Source organism: Brevundimonas sp., from assembly GCF_032055285.1.
In the GTDB taxonomy this organism is placed as follows: domain Bacteria; phylum Pseudomonadota; class Alphaproteobacteria; order Caulobacterales; family Caulobacteraceae; genus Brevundimonas.
On the sequence record NZ_DAMBRE010000001.1, the window covers coordinates 439,005 to 452,779 of the forward strand.

Below are 13,775 nucleotides of genomic sequence, written 5' to 3' on the forward strand. Positions count from 1 at the left end.
AAGTTCCTCAGGCTGCGACGCGACGGACGGCGTCGACCAGCTTGGCCGGGTCGAAGGGTTTGACGATCCAGCCGGTGGCCCCGGCCTCGCGGGCGCGCTGCTTCTTGGCGGCGTCGCTCTCGGTGGTCAGGACCAGGACCGGGGTGGCCTTGTGGTTGGGGTCGGCGCGCATGCCTTCGATGAAGCCGAAGCCGTCCATGCGGGGCATGTTGATGTCGGTGATGACGATGTCGGGGTTCTCGGCCCGCAGCACCTCCAGACCGTGGACGCCGTCCTCGGCCTGAACCACGCGATACCCGGCGTCCTTCAACGCCAGCATCAGCATGTCCCGCATGGTGCGGGAATCATCGACAGTCAGGATGGTCTTGGTCACGCGAGTTGTCCTTGCGGAGCGAGGTCCGCGGCGGAGGCCCCAAGGGCGCTCCATTGCGAGGCGAAGGCCTCGGAAACATTGATGAAGGTCAAGGCCTGACCGTCGGCGCGCCAGGTCGCCAGCGCCGACAGCAGGACCTGAAGGCAGAGGCCGCCCAGACGCTCGACGGCCGAGGCGTCCAGGGCCGTCTCCTGGCCGCGAACGGCCAGGAGTTGCGCCTTCAGGGGCTCGGCGGCGCGCAGATCAAGCACGGCCGGAAGGGTGATCAGGCCCGACATCAGAACTCTTCCCAACCGTCTTCAATGGGCTGAGGCTTGAGGGCGGCGCCGCCGCGACCGACAGTCTTGAGCGCGGCGATGGTCTGGGCCACCGGCTCGGGCGTGCGGGCCGGAGCAGCGGCGGGGGCGACCGGCGCCGGCTTCTTCGCGGCGACCGGTGCTGCGGCCTGCCCCGTGCGGAAGCGCGACACCGAGGCGGCCAGGACGTCGGCCTCCTGCGACAGCGAGTGGCTGGCGGCGGTCGACTGCTCGACCATCGCAGCATTTTGCTGAGTGACCTGGTCCATCTGGTTCACGGCGGTGTTGACCTGTTGCAGGCCGGTGGCCTGTTCCTGGGCCGAGGCCGAGATCTCGCTCACCAGACCATCGATTTCCGCCACGCGGTCGACGATGCGCTGCAGGGCCTCGCCGGTCTGACCGACCAAGGTCACCCCTGCCCCGACCTGCTGGCCCGAGGCCGAGATCAGGGTCTTGATCTCCTTGGCGGCTTCCGCCGAACGCTGGGCCAGGGCCCGCACTTCCGAGGCGACCACGGCGAAGCCGCGACCGGCGTCGCCCGCGCGGGCCGCCTCGACCCCGGCGTTCAGGGCCAGGAGGTTGGTCTGGAAGGCGATCTCGTCGATCACCCCGATGATGTTGCCGATCTGGGCCGAGGACTGCTCGATGGCGTTCATCGCCTCGACCGCGTCGCGGACGATGACGCCGCTCTTCTCGGCGTCGCCGCGGGCCGACTGGACCACGCCCGAGGCCTGACGAGCGCCATCGGCGGTCTTGTTCACCGTGGCGGTGATCTCGTCCAGGGCGGCGGCGGTTTCCTCCAGCGAAGCGGCCTGCTGCTCGGTGCGGCGCGACAGGTCGTCCGAGGCCTGCGAAATCTCGCTAGAACCCGAACGGATGGCGGCGACGTTGGTGACGACCACGGCCACGGCCTGTTCCAGTTGCGAGATGGCGGCGTTGAAGTCGGTCTTCAGCTGTTCGGCCTTGGGCGCGACCTGAACGGTCATGCGGTGGGTCAGGTCGCCGCCGGCCATGGCCTGCAGCCCCTCGGCCAGGGCGGTGATGGCGACGCGATCTTCCTCGGCCGATTTGGCCTTCTCGGCCTCGACGCGGGCGCGCTCGTCTTCCGCCGCCTGACGCTGGGCCACAGCCTCGGCTTCCAGACGGGCGTTGGCGATGGCGGCGTCCTTGAAGGCCGTGACGGCCGAGGCCATCTGGCCGACCTCGTCCTTGCGGCCCATGGCCGGGACGATGATCGAGGTGTCGCCGCCGGCAAGGCGACGCATGGCCGAGGTCATCGACATCAGCGGCTTGCCCAGCAGGTTGCTCAGCATGAAGGCCATGGCGGCGGCGATGATCAGGGCCAGGACGACCCCGCCGATCAGCACCATCCGCACCGACTTGGCGACGGAGTCCTGGATCTCGCCAAAGACGCGGCTCTCTTGCGACTTCTCTTCGACCAGGGTTTCCAGCGCGTCCTCGGCCGGGCTGATGTACTTGTCCGCAGAGCCTTCGCGACCAACCATGGCCACGGCCTGGGCATAGGTGGCGGGATCAGCGGCCAGAACGCGGCCAGCCTCGACGACGTTCTTGTTCCACTCAGCGGCGGCGGCGCGAGCGGCGCGAACCTCCTCCTCGCTGCTGCGATCCAACTGGGCGATCCGATCAAGGCTCTTGCCGAAGTTCTCACCGTGAGCAGCCAGGCGCTCCAGGTAATAGACGTCCTTCGACAGCAGGAAGCCGCGATAGCTGCTCTCCTGACGCGCCAGATAGAATTTCGCCGTCTCGGCTTCACGCTGCGTCGCCGAGGCGCGCACACGGTCCATGCGCGCGTTTTCCAGCGCATTGACCTGCATGAATACCGTCATCCCCATGGCGGCGATGGCCAGGATGACGACGGCGAAGGCCGCCATCAGTTTCCGTTCGATCTTCAGATCGCTCAACATGCTCATTGGTCTTTCCCCCGAACTTTCTGTTCAATCGGCTCAGAGCGCGAACGTCAGCGCGCCCACCAGGCGGCCGTCGTAGTTCTCGCCCAGGGCGTGGCTGTCGGTGTCGTACCAGCGCACGTCCAGCGCCAGTTTCTCGGTCAGCTTGTGCTTCACGCCGACATTCCAGGCGGCGTATTCGGCGCCGCCGTCCGCCGAGCGGTCAGCGATGGCGGCCGAGGCCTTGGTCTTGGGTCCGACCGAAACCGTGCCCTGCAGCTCGACCCACCAAGCCTCCTTGGTCGCGGCGAAGCCGTCGGGCGTATAGTTGACGCGCAGGCGGGTGCTGACCGGACCGATCTTGCGCGAGGCGTCGGCCTGGTATTCCCAGTAGTTGGCGTCGACGCCGGCGCGGGTGCCCGGCAGGTCGCGGTTCACCACCGACAGGTCGAACTTGTAACCGGCGGCTTCCGGACGCCAGCCGATGGCGCTGACGATCTCAGCGTCCGAGCCCTGCGACAGCTTGGCCGTCGAGGCGAAGACGCTGGCGTAGAAGGCGCCGGTGGAGATTTCGACCGAACCGTTGACGCTGGGATCGCCGGCGCTCTTGCCCAGACCCTTGCCGACATATTCGCTGGCGACGCCCACCTGGGCGCTGAAATCGGGGGCTGCAATGGAATGCGCCTCGGCGGCGCTGGCGCCCATCACGGCGACCAGGCCGGCGAGGAGCGGGGTGAAGACGGCGCCGTTCTGGCGCTTTACGCAACGCTGTTCGAGCATTTCTACCTCAGTGATCATGAGGTCTGTTTGGCCGAACAACCGTAGATTTCTGTAAATCCCGAACTACGTAGAAATCCGCACTCGGTCAGATTTTGGCAAGGGCTTGCCGCTAAGGTTCAAGCCTTCACTCCCCCGCGTCAGAGGGCAGAGCATCAGCCAGCACGACTTCACGCCGCCCCAATAGTAATCGCCATTTTCTTGCCTTCATACATCTCCGCAAGGCCTCAGGTCGATCGAACAAGCGCGCAGAACATCATGGTTAATGTCCAGTTTGCGAAAAGCTCGACCTATGTATAGAAGGCCCGCCACGGCGAAATGCTGTAGTTTGAAGCTCCCCAGCTTGCCGCTCAATCATCCAGACGCGTGAGGAGAAAGCCCATTCAATCGGCGTTGGATAGCCTTCTGTCTTTCGCAGGCGTCGTCTCGCGTCGGCGTTGGAGCGGCATTGTGCTGGCCATCGTCGCGGTCGGCGGGGCTGTCGGCTTCCGGAGTCTGCTGGAGGGCCTGGGTCAGTTCTATTACCTGCCCATGATGCCGGCGGTCGTCCTCACGGCCATGCTGGCGGGGCGCACCGCCACGGGCCTTGCTATCGCCCTGTCCGTCGCCGTCAACCTGACCCTGGTGCCGCGCGAGAGCCTGACCGACGCCCTGACCAACGCCGTCCTGTTCGCAGGCGTATCCTGGGTCCTGGCCGAACTGTGCTGGGCCTTCCGGGCCCAGGACAGCCAGCGCCGCGATCTGGCGCGCGAATTGGCCGCCAAGGACGCCATCTTGAACACCGCCCTGGCCTCGGTGCCGGTGGTGATGCTGGCCGCCGACGGCGTGATCCGACGCCTGAACCCGGCCGCCGCCGCCCTGTTCAGCCTTGAAGACAAGGCCGCGCGGGGACGCCCCTTCACCGAACTGGCGCCCGGCTTCGACCTGACCGCCATCCAGACGGACAAGGGAACCGGCGGTTCGCTGGAAGCCAAGGACGGTCACTGGACCGGCCTGCGTCCCGACGGCGCCACATTCCCCTTGAGCATCCAGTACGGCCTGGTTCCGGCGGCGACCGGCGGCGAACAGATAGCCCTGTGCCTGACCGACCTCAGCCGCTGGCATGCCGCCGACGCCCAGGCGCGTGAACTGCACGCCCAGTTGAACAAGGTCTGGCGCCTCAACTCGCTCGGCGAGATGGCCGCCACCCTGGCCCATGAACTGAACCAGCCGCTGAGCGCCGCCGCCACCTACTTGCACGCCAGCCAGGTGGACATGGAAAAGGCCGGCGCCCTGGGCGACAGCGCCCTGCGCACCGTCGAGCTGGCCAAGGGGCAGCTTCTGCGCGCGGGCAAGATCATCCGACGGATGCGCGAACTTCTGACCCTCGAAGCTCGCAAGCTGGACAGCGAACGCGCCTCCTCGATGGTCGAGGACCTCGGCCCCATCCTGACGATGATCGGATCCGCCAAGGGCGTGGCCATCCGCATGGATGTGGCGGCGGACGACGATCGGGTTCTGGCCGAGCGCATCCAGTTCCAGCAAGCGATGGTCAACCTGACCCGCAACGCCGTCGAGGCCTTCGAAGACCATGCCGCACCCGAGGTGGTCATCATCGGCCGCCCGCTGTCCGACACCCAGTATCGCATCAGCGTCGAGGACAATGGCCCCGGCATCGCCGACGACCAGATCGACCGCATATTCCAACCGCTGACCACCACAAAGACCGGCGGCATGGGCCTGGGCCTGTCCGTCACCCGCACCATCGTCGAAAGCCACGGCGGACGTCTGCAAGTCTCGAGAAGCGCGCTGGGGGGCGCCGCCTTCTCGTTCACCCTCAACCGAGAACCGAGCGTCGAGAACGCATGAGCCTCCATTCCGTCTTCATCATCGACGACGACGCCGCCGTCCGCGACTCCCTGCTGATGCTGCTGCGCGGCGAAGGCATCCGGGCGCGCGGCTTCGCCAGCGGCGTCGACTTCTTCAGCCATCTGCCCGAGGACGCGACCGCCTGCGTCATCACCGATGTGCGCATGCCCGACATGGAGGGCGACGAGGTCGTGCGCCGTCTGGCGCAGCTGCGCGGCGCGGCCTGGCCCGTCATCGTCATCACCGGCCACGCCGACGTGCCCATGGCGGTGCAGATGATGAAGGCCGGCATCGTCGACTTCATCGAGAAGCCCTTTGATCCGCGCCGTCTGATCGAGACCGTGCGTGGCTGCCTGGCCCGGTTGAACGACGTCGGCCACGAACAGGCCGCCCGCGCCGCCGCCGAACAACGCCTGACCCGCCTGACCCCGCGCGAGCGTCAGGTCTTCGACGCCCTGATCCACGGCCACTCGAACAAGGCCATCGCCCTGGATCTGGACATCAGCCCGCGCACGGTCGAGGTCTTCCGCGCCAAGGTCATGACCAAGATGGAGGCCGACAGCCTGTCCGCCCTGGTCCGTTTGGGGCTGGCGCTGGGCTAGAGCCGCCTGGGCGTTTCGTCGTCTTGCAGCCGGCGCCTTTGCGGCGCGTTATGGCGACTCCCCTCGCGTCAGGAGCCACCCATGCCCGATCCCGCCCGCCTGCTTCGCCGTCAAGCCTACGTCGATGGCCGCTGGGTCGACGCCGACAGCGGCGCGACCTTTGAGGTGACGGACCCGGCGACGGGCGAGGTGCTGGCCGCCGTGCCCGACATGGGCGCCGCCGAGACCCGTCGCGCCGTCGCCGCCGCCGAGGCCGCGATGAAGCCATGGGCCGCCGGGACGGCGGGCGAGCGCGCGCGCATCCTTCGTCGCTGGTTCGATCTGATGATGAGCGAGCAGGACGCCCTGGGTCGTCTGCTGACCCGCGAGCAGGGCAAGAGCCTGACCGAGGCGAAGGGCGAGATCGCCTATGCCGCCAGCTTCATCGAGTGGTTCGCCGAGGAAGGAAAGCGGACCTATGGCGAGGTCATCCCCAGCCACGACGCGTCCAAGCGCCTGGTGACGCTGCGCCAGCCGGTCGGGGTGGTGGGCGCCATCACGCCGTGGAACTTCCCCGCCGCCATGATCACCCGCAAGGTCGGCCCGGCCCTGGCGGCCGGCTGCGCCGTGGTGCTGAAACCGGCCAGCCAGACTCCGCTGACGGCCCTGGCCCTGGCGGTGCTGGCCGAGGAGGCGGGCCTTCCGCCCGGCCTGTTCAACGTCGTCACCGGCTCGGCCTCGGCCATCGGCGGCGAGCTGACGTCCAATGAGGCGGTGCGCAAGATCAGCTTCACCGGCTCGACCGAGATCGGCCGTCTGCTGATGAAACAGTCATCGGACACCATCAAGAAGATGAGCCTGGAGCTGGGCGGCAACGCCCCCTTCCTGGTCTTCGACGACGCCGACGTGGACGCGGCTGTGGCGGGGGCCGTCGCCTCCAAGTATCGCAACGCGGGCCAGACCTGCGTCTGCACCAACCGCTTCTATGTGCAGGCCGGGGTCCACGACGAATTCGTCGAGAAACTGGTGAAGGCGACCCAGGCGCTGAAGGTCGGAAACGGTCTGGACGACGGCGTTCAGATCGGCCCCCTGATCGACGAGAAGGCGGTGAAGAAGGTCGAGGAACACGTGGCCGACGCCCTGGCCAAGGGCGCGACCCTGCTGACCGGCGGCAAGCGTCACGCCCTGGGCATGACCTTCGTCCAGCCGACCGTCCTGTCGGGCGTCACCCAGGACATGGAGATGTGCCGCGAGGAGACCTTCGGCCCCGTCTCGGGCGTCGTCCGCTTCGAGACGGAAGAAGAAGGGATCGCCCTGGCCAACGACACCATCTTCGGCCTGGCCGGCTACTTCTACGCCCGCGACCTGAGCCGCGTCTGGCGCGTGGCCGAGGCGCTGGAGACCGGCATGATCGGCATCAACACCGGCCTGATCTCCACCGAGGTCGCGCCGTTTGGCGGGATCAAGCAGTCGGGCCTAGGCCGCGAAGGCTCCAACCACGGCATCGAGGACTACCTGGAGATCAAATACCTCTGCATGGGGCTGTAGGCCCGATCAGTCCTCGGACGGTTCGGTCTCGTCGCCCTCCGCGCGGCCGGCGGCCTTGGCGGCGCGCTTGGCGGCTTTCGCCGCCGCCTTGGCCTCGGCCTTCTTGGCTTCCGCGCGTTCGCGTTCCTGTCGTTCGAAGCTGTAGTTGGGCTTGCGGGCCATGGATGTCCTCTCGCGCCAAGGTCGCCGAACAGCGACGCCAAGTCTTCATGTGATGCCTGTCGCGGCCCGGGACAACACGGAAAAGCCCGCGCAGGCCCAGATTTCGCATCCCACACGGATGATAGACGCCGTTCGACCAAAGTCGCTCTCTCCAAAGCCCGCGACCTGCTGTCACTCTCCCTTCCGACGATCCGGCAACAGGGTCGCGAGGAAACGGTCGCGAAACGCGGCCATACAGGAAGGGACTGCCCATGACCGACCGCACCATGAGTGCGGCGGAGGGCGCGGAGCACACGGTCGACAAGAACGACCGGCTGGTGATCCTTGCGTCGTCCGTCGGCACCGTCATCGAATGGTACGACTTCTATCTCTACGGCTCGCTGGCCGCGATCATCTCCGCCCAGTTCTTCTCGGGCGTGAACGAGACCACCGGCTTCATCTTCGCCCTGATGGCCTTCGCCGCCGGTTTCGCGGTGCGTCCGTTCGGAGCCATCGTCTTCGGCCGCATGGGCGATCTGTGGGGACGCAAGAACACCTTCCTGGTCACCATGCTGCTGATGGGCCTGTCGACCTTCGTGGTCGGCCTGCTGCCGCCCTACGCCGCCATCGGCATCGCCGCGCCGATCATCCTTGTACTGATGCGCCTGGTTCAGGGCCTGGCCCTGGGCGGTGAGTACGGCGGGGCCGCCACCTACGTCGCCGAGCACGCCCCGCACGGCAAGCGCGGCTTCTACACCTCCTTCATCCAGATCACCGCCACCGTGGGCCTGCTGCTCAGCCTGATGGTCATTCTGGGCGTCCGCTTCGCCCTGGGCGAGGAAGCCTTCGTCAGCTGGGGCTGGCGCATCCCCTTCATCGTCTCGATCCTGCTGCTGGGCGTGAGCCTGTGGATCCGCCTGAAGCTGTCGGAAAGCCCGGCCTTCAAGCGCATGAAGGCCGAAGGCAAGGGCTCGACCACGCCCCTGAAGGACAGCTTCATGAAGTGGCCGAACCTGAAGCTGGTGCTGATCGCCCTGTTCGGTCTCGCCGCCGGTCAGGCCGTGGTCTGGTACACGGGTCAGTTCTACGCCCTCTTCTTCCTCGAGAAGACGCTGAAGGTCGATCCGGCCCTGTCGAACATCCTGATCGCCGCCGCCCTGGCGCTGGCGACGCCCTTCTTCGTCTTCTTCGGCTGGCTGTCGGACAAGATCGGGCGCAAGCCCATCATCATGGTCGGCTGCCTGCTGGCCGCCCTGACCTACTTCCCGCTGTTCAACGCCCTGACGGGTGCGGCCAACCCGCGTCTGGCCGCCGCCGCCGCCTCGGCGCCGATCACCGTCTACGCCGACCCGGCCGACTGCCACTTCCAGTTCGACCCGGTGGGCAAGACCGTCTTCAACAGCTCGTGCGATCTGGCCAAGACTCACCTGGCCAAGGCCGGCATCACCTATGTCAATGAAGCCGCGCCCGCCGGAACCGTGGCCCAGGTCCGTATCGGCGAACGCGTGGTCGACAGCTTCAACGGCAAGGTTCTGGCCAAGGCCGACTTCGACGCCCAGAAGAAGACCTGGGACGCCGGGCTGACCGCCGCCCTGACCGAGGCCGGCTATCCGGCCAAGGCCGACAGCGCCCTGGTCAACAAGCCCATGGTGATCGGCATCCTGTTCCTGCTGGTCCTGTATGTGACCATGGTCTACGGCCCGATCGCCGCCGCCCTGGTCGAGATGTTCCCGACCAAGGTGCGCTACACCTCCATGTCCCTGCCCTATCACATCGGCAACGGCTGGTTCGGCGGCTTCCTGCCGACCACGGCCTTCGCCATGGTCGCGGCCACGGGCAACATCTACTACGGCCTCTGGTACCCCATCGCCATCGCGGTGCTGACCCTGATCATCGGCGTCCTCTTCGTGAAGGAAGGCAAGGACGTGAACATCCACGACTGAGGTCGATAAACTTCGCCAACCTGCAGGGGCGGTCCGGTTTCCGGCCGCCCCTCTTTTTGTTCTTGTCCCAAAGCCCCGCTGCGTCCCACATGTCGGTCATGTTCAGCCTCGCGACCCTGGCCCTGGTGGCCGCCTACATGGCGACCCTGTTCGCGGTGGCCTGGTGGTACGAACGCCCGTCGATCAAGACGCGCGGCGGGGCGCTGGGGCCGTCGCTCTACGCCCTGTCGCTGGCCATCTATTGCACCTCCTGGACCTATTACGGGGCGGTGGGCACGGCGGCGCGCTCGGCGTGGGAATACCTGCCCATCTATATCGGTCCGGCGCTCGGGGTGACGGTGCTGTTTCCGCTATGGAAGCGGATCGCTGCGGCGGCCCGGCGCGAGAACGTCGGCTCGATGGCCGACTTCATCTCCTCGCGCTACGGCAAGAGCCCGGCCCTGGGCGCGGCGGTCGCCGCCGTCGCCATCCTCGGCTCCCTGCCCTACATCGCCCTGCAGTTGAAGTCCCTGTCCATGGCCGGGGAGATGATCACCGAGGGGACGCCCGTCGCAGGCTCGGAGAGCCTGACAGTTCTGGTCATGGCCGGGGTGCTGGCCGGGTTCGCCATCCTGTTCGGGGCGCGCCGTCCCGACCTGACCGAGCACAATCGCGGCCTGATCCAGGCCATCGGCATCGAGTCCATCGTCAAGCTGACCGCCCTGCTGGCGGTAGCCGTCTTCGCCCTGATGCTGCTGCGTCACGCGCCGGCCTCGGCCCATGTCACCGCCAGCCTCGGCGATCTGGCCCGCTGGCCCGATCTGGACGGGCGCTTCTGGGCCATTGTCCTGGTGGCGAGCCTGGCCATCTTCTGCCTGCCGCGTCAGTTCCACGTCGCCTTTGTCGAGGGCGGCGATCCGGCCCAGATGCGGCGGGCACGCTGGATCTTTCCCCTCTATCTGTTGCTGACCAGCCTGGCCGTCCTGCCCCTGGTGGCGGCGGGCGGCCTCTTCGCCCCCCACGTCAATCCCGACCTGCTGGTGCTGGCCCTGCCGCTGAACAACGGACATTCGGCCCTGACCGCCATCGTCTTCGTCGGCGGATTCTCGGCGGCGACGGCCATGGTCATCGTCGAGGCCGTGGCCCTGTCGGCCATGGTGTCCAACAACCTGGTCCTGCCCCTGTTGGCCGCCGAGCGTCGCAGTCGCGGCGAACGCTCCGGCGACATGGCGCGCGCCATCCTGAACATCCGCCGGGTGGCCATCGTCGCCCTGCTGCTGATGGCCTGGGTCTATTATCAGGCCATGGACCAATCCAGCGGGCTGGCGGCCATGGGGCTGGTGTCCTTCGCCGCCCTGGCCCAGTTGGCGCCCGCCCTTTTCGGGGCGGTGCTGTGGCGCGGCGGGCGCTCAAGAGGAGCCCTGGCGGGGCTGGCGGTCGGCATGACTGTCTGGGTGGTCATGCTGGCGGCGCCGCAGCTGGCGCCCGGATTTGGCCTGAACGTTCCGGCCATGCTGGGGCTGGCCGACCCGTTCGCGGCAGGGGTCTTCCTCAGTCTGGCGCTGAACCTCGGGGTCTTCGTCGCCGTCTCCAGGTTGGGGACGCCGCGCCTGATCGACCGGGTCCAGGCCCGCGCCTTCGTCGACCGGCTGGGTCCGGACTGGATGGAGGGACGCGGGGCCGCCGCCGGGGCCTCGGTCGGCGACCTCAAGGCCCTGGTCGCCCGCTTCATCGGCGACGAGCGAGCCGAGCGCGCCTTCGCCGCCTGGGCGCGAGAGACCGACCAGAAGCTGCGCGACGCCGACCCGGCCGAGGCCGGTCTGGCCCGCGCCGCCGAGCGGATGCTGGCGGGGGCCGTCGGAGCCGCCTCCGCCCGGCGCGTCATCGCCGCCGCCCTGGCCGCCGGGGGGCGCGCGCCCGAGGACGTGGTGCGGATGCTGGACGAGGCCTCGCAGGCGGTCCAGTTCAACCGCGACCTGCTGCAGACCACCCTGGACAACATCGACCAGGGCGTCAGCGTGGTGGACGAGGACCAGCGTCTGACCGCCTGGAACCGGCGCTATGTCGAGATGTTCGACCTGCCGCCCGGCTTCGTCCACGTCGGTCTGCCCATCGCCGCCGTCTATCGCCTGAACGCCGAGCGCGGTGAGAGCGACGCCGACGTTGGCGACATCGAGGCCTGGGTCGAGCGGCGGCTGGAGGCCCTGTCGCGCCGCATCCCGCACGACCACGAGCGCGAGCAACCCGACGGCCGCATCCTGCGCTCGTCGGGCGCCCCCATCCCCGGCGGCGGCTACGCCACCAGCTATACCGACATCACCGCCCTGCGCCGCGCGGCGCGCGATCTGGAGGAGGCCAACGAGCGACTGGAGGCTCGCGTCGCCGACCGCACCGAACGGCTCGAAGAAGCCCGCCGTCTGGCCGAGGACGCCACCGTGTCCAAGACCCGCTTCCTCGCCGCCGCCAGCCACGACCTGCTGCAGCCCCTGCACGCCGCCCGCCTGTTCATCGCCGCCCTGAAGGAGGAACCGGCGCTGGCGGCGGGGTCCGCCGCGCGCGGTCTGGCCACCAACGCCGACCGTTCCATCGACAGCGCCCACCGCCTGCTGACCGCCCTGCTCAACCTGTCCAAGCTGGAGGCGGGCGGGGTCCAGCCCGCCGTGGCCCCCCTGTCGCTGGACGCCCTGTTCGCCGAGCTGCGCCGCGAGTTCGCCCCCATGGCCCGCGCCAAGGGGCTGCGCCTGACCGTCGTGCCTTCGGGCCTGTGGGTCGCCTCCGACCACGACCTGCTGCGCTCCATGCTGCAGAACCTGACGGCCAACGCCATCCGCTACACCGACCGGGGCCGGGTGCTGGTCGGCGCGCGGCGAGACGGCGAGACGGTGCGGATGCTGGTCTGCGACACCGGGCGCGGCATCCCCGACGCCGACCGTGAAAACGTCTTCGGCGAGTTCGTCCGCCTGCCCGGCGCTCCGGTGGACGAGCCGGGCGCGGGTCTGGGCCTGGCCATCGTGCAGAAGCTGTCGGACCTGCTGCGCCATCCCCTGTCGATGGCCTCGCGCGTCGGGCGCGGCACCACCTTCCGCGTCAGCGCCCCGCGCGCCGCCGCCGAGGTCGTGATTGCGCCGCTTGCCGAGGGCGACGTCCGCCTGCCGCTGTCGGGGCTGCGGGTGCTGTGCGTGGACAACGAACCGGCCATCCTCGATGCCCTGACCGCCCTGCTGACCCGCTGGGGGGCCCAGGCCACCACCGTCCGCACCGTGGCCGAAGGCATCGCCGCCGAGGGCCCCTTCGACGCCGCCCTGGTCGATCTGCATCTGGGCGACGGGGCGGACGGGCTGACGGTCGTCGACGCCCTGCGCGCGCGGGGCCTGCGCCGCATTGGCCTGGTCACCGCCGACACCCGCGAAGGTCTGAAAGAGACGGCGACGGCGGCGGGCGCGACCCTGCTGCCCAAGCCGGTCAAGCCAGCGGCGCTGAAGGCGTTTCTGTCGCGCTGACTCTGAAAATCTCCCTCCCCTTCATGGGGAGGGTGGTCGCGGAGCGACCGGGTGGGGAGGGCGAGGCAGATTGTCCGCAGCGCCTGAACTACCATAGCGCCCCCACCCGGCTTCGCCTGACGGCTCAGCCACCCTCCCCATGAAGGGGAGGAAAGCAGCCGCGCGTTACAAGTCGATCGACTGCGCCAAAATCACCGCCTGGGTGCGGTTGTGCACGCCCAGTTTGCGGAAGACGCTGGTCAGGTGGGCCTTGATGGTGGCCTCGGTGACGCCGAGGTCGAAGGCGATTTGCTTGTTCAGCCGCCCGGCTTTCAGGCCTTCGAGGATGCGCAGTTGCGACGGGGTCAGGCTGGCGATGCGGGCTTCAAGGTCGCCCTCCTCCGAGCCCGGCTCGCCCACGTCGGGAGCCCAGCCGTCGCCGGCCAGGATGGCCTCGATCGCCTCGACCATGACCGGCAGGGCGGCGGACTTGGGGATGAAGCCGGCGGCGCCCAGCGTCAGGGCGCGGCGCACGGTCGGCGGCTCCTCGCTGGCCGAAACCACGGCGACAGGCACGGCGGGGTGATCGGCGCGGATGCGGCTCAGGCCCGCCATGCCCTCGCTGTCCGACAGCTTCAGGTCCAGCAGCAGCAGGTCGGCCGCGCCCTCGCCTAGCGTCGCCAGAACCTCGGCCAGACTGGCGCATTCCGCAATCACGGCGCCGGGCGCGGCCTTTTCGACGGCCGATCTCAACGCCGCCCGAAACAGAGGGTGGTCGTCGGCGACGACGATGCGATCCATGAAAATCCTTCCCGTGCGCGGTTCTTTTTCGGGTCGAGGCCGCGCTGTGACGACACCATGTCGCGCCTCGACTTTGGTCGAAACTAGACCAATGGCTAATGG

11 protein-coding genes are annotated in these 13,775 nt (G+C 68.3%); 5 read left to right on the plus strand and 6 right to left on the minus strand.

Annotated elements, in window-relative coordinates:
• Positions 1-7 precede the first annotated feature (7 nt).
• Genes RTY13_RS02245 through RTY13_RS02260 form a run of 4 tightly spaced genes read right to left on the minus strand, consistent with a single transcriptional unit; the run spans position 8 to position 3,374 of the window.
• Positions 8-373, minus strand: coding sequence for a response regulator (locus RTY13_RS02245; RefSeq protein WP_312780796.1), 366 nt, complete (start codon positions 371-373; stop codon positions 8-10).
• Positions 370-651 (minus strand): STAS domain-containing protein, encoded by a 282-nt coding sequence (locus RTY13_RS02250; RefSeq protein WP_312780798.1) that lies wholly within the window; start codon positions 649-651, stop codon positions 370-372. The genes RTY13_RS02245 and RTY13_RS02250 overlap by 4 nt, the downstream gene beginning before the upstream one ends.
• Positions 651-2,600, minus strand: a complete 1,950-nt coding sequence (locus RTY13_RS02255) for a methyl-accepting chemotaxis protein (RefSeq protein ID WP_312780800.1) — start codon at positions 2,598-2,600, stop codon at positions 651-653. Before RTY13_RS02255 ends, RTY13_RS02250 begins: the two co-directional genes overlap by 1 nt.
• 33 nt (positions 2,601-2,633) lie before the next feature.
• On the minus strand, positions 2,634-3,374 hold the full coding sequence (locus RTY13_RS02260) for a TorF family putative porin (RefSeq protein ID WP_312780801.1): 741 nt from the start codon (positions 3,372-3,374) through the stop codon (positions 2,634-2,636).
• Between the two features lie 429 nt (positions 3,375-3,803).
• Here RTY13_RS02260 and RTY13_RS02265 point away from each other — a divergent pair, with 429 nt between their 5' ends.
• The 3 genes from RTY13_RS02265 (at position 3,804) to RTY13_RS02275 (ending at position 7,330) form a co-directional block, all read left to right on the plus strand.
• Positions 3,804-5,201 (plus strand): sensor histidine kinase, encoded by a 1,398-nt coding sequence (locus RTY13_RS02265; RefSeq protein WP_312780803.1) that lies wholly within the window; start codon positions 3,804-3,806, stop codon positions 5,199-5,201.
• Positions 5,198-5,803: a response regulator FixJ gene (fixJ, locus tag RTY13_RS02270; RefSeq protein ID WP_312780805.1), complete on the plus strand. Its 606-nt coding sequence runs from the start codon at positions 5,198-5,200 to the stop codon at positions 5,801-5,803. Before RTY13_RS02265 ends, fixJ begins: the two co-directional genes overlap by 4 nt.
• Positions 5,804-5,884: 81 nt before the next feature.
• Entirely contained in the window at positions 5,885-7,330 is a 1,446-nt protein-coding gene (locus RTY13_RS02275) for an NAD-dependent succinate-semialdehyde dehydrogenase (RefSeq protein WP_312780806.1), read from the plus strand.
• Positions 7,331-7,336: 6 nt separating this feature from the next.
• Here the strand turns inward: RTY13_RS02275 and RTY13_RS02280 are convergent, their stop codons facing one another.
• Positions 7,337-7,492: a hypothetical protein gene (locus RTY13_RS02280; protein ID WP_312780807.1), complete on the minus strand. Its 156-nt coding sequence runs from the start codon at positions 7,490-7,492 to the stop codon at positions 7,337-7,339.
• A 266-nt stretch (positions 7,493-7,758) separates the two neighbouring features.
• Here RTY13_RS02280 and RTY13_RS02285 point away from each other — a divergent pair, with 266 nt between their 5' ends.
• Both RTY13_RS02285 and RTY13_RS02290 read left to right on the plus strand, forming a co-directional pair.
• A complete protein-coding gene (locus RTY13_RS02285) occupies positions 7,759-9,414 on the plus strand; it encodes an MFS transporter (RefSeq protein ID WP_409450279.1) in 1,656 nt (551 codons plus the stop codon).
• An 89-nt stretch (positions 9,415-9,503) separates the two neighbouring features.
• Entirely contained in the window at positions 9,504-12,893 is a 3,390-nt protein-coding gene (locus RTY13_RS02290) for a PAS-domain containing protein (RefSeq protein ID WP_312780810.1), read from the plus strand.
• A 165-nt stretch (positions 12,894-13,058) separates the two neighbouring features.
• On the opposite strand, the gene RTY13_RS02295 is transcribed toward RTY13_RS02290, so the two are convergent.
• The gene (locus RTY13_RS02295; protein WP_312780812.1) at positions 13,059-13,673 is read right to left on the minus strand and encodes a response regulator transcription factor; all 615 of its coding nucleotides are present in this window, start codon (positions 13,671-13,673) and stop codon (positions 13,059-13,061) included.
• Positions 13,674-13,775 lie beyond the last annotated feature (102 nt).

Coding starts and splice junctions, on each gene's coding strand:
- RTY13_RS02250 (WP_312780798.1), bottom strand. CDS start 651: ATGTCGGGCCTGATCACCCTTCCGGCCGTGCTTGATCTGCGCGCCGCC.
- RTY13_RS02255 (WP_312780800.1), bottom strand. CDS start 2,600: ATGAGCATGTTGAGCGATCTGAAGATCGAACGGAAACTGATGGCGGCC.
- RTY13_RS02260 (WP_312780801.1), bottom strand. CDS start 3,374: ATGATCACTGAGGTAGAAATGCTCGAACAGCGTTGCGTAAAGCGCCAG.
- fixJ (WP_312780805.1), top strand. CDS start 5,198: ATGAGCCTCCATTCCGTCTTCATCATCGACGACGACGCCGCCGTCCGC.
- RTY13_RS02275 (WP_312780806.1), top strand. CDS start 5,885: ATGCCCGATCCCGCCCGCCTGCTTCGCCGTCAAGCCTACGTCGATGGC.
- RTY13_RS02280 (WP_312780807.1), bottom strand. CDS start 7,492: ATGGCCCGCAAGCCCAACTACAGCTTCGAACGACAGGAACGCGAACGC.
- RTY13_RS02285 (WP_409450279.1), top strand. CDS start 7,759: ATGAGTGCGGCGGAGGGCGCGGAGCACACGGTCGACAAGAACGACCGG.
- RTY13_RS02290 (WP_312780810.1), top strand. CDS start 9,504: ATGTCGGTCATGTTCAGCCTCGCGACCCTGGCCCTGGTGGCCGCCTAC.
- RTY13_RS02295 (WP_312780812.1), bottom strand. CDS start 13,673: ATGGATCGCATCGTCGTCGCCGACGACCACCCTCTGTTTCGGGCGGCG.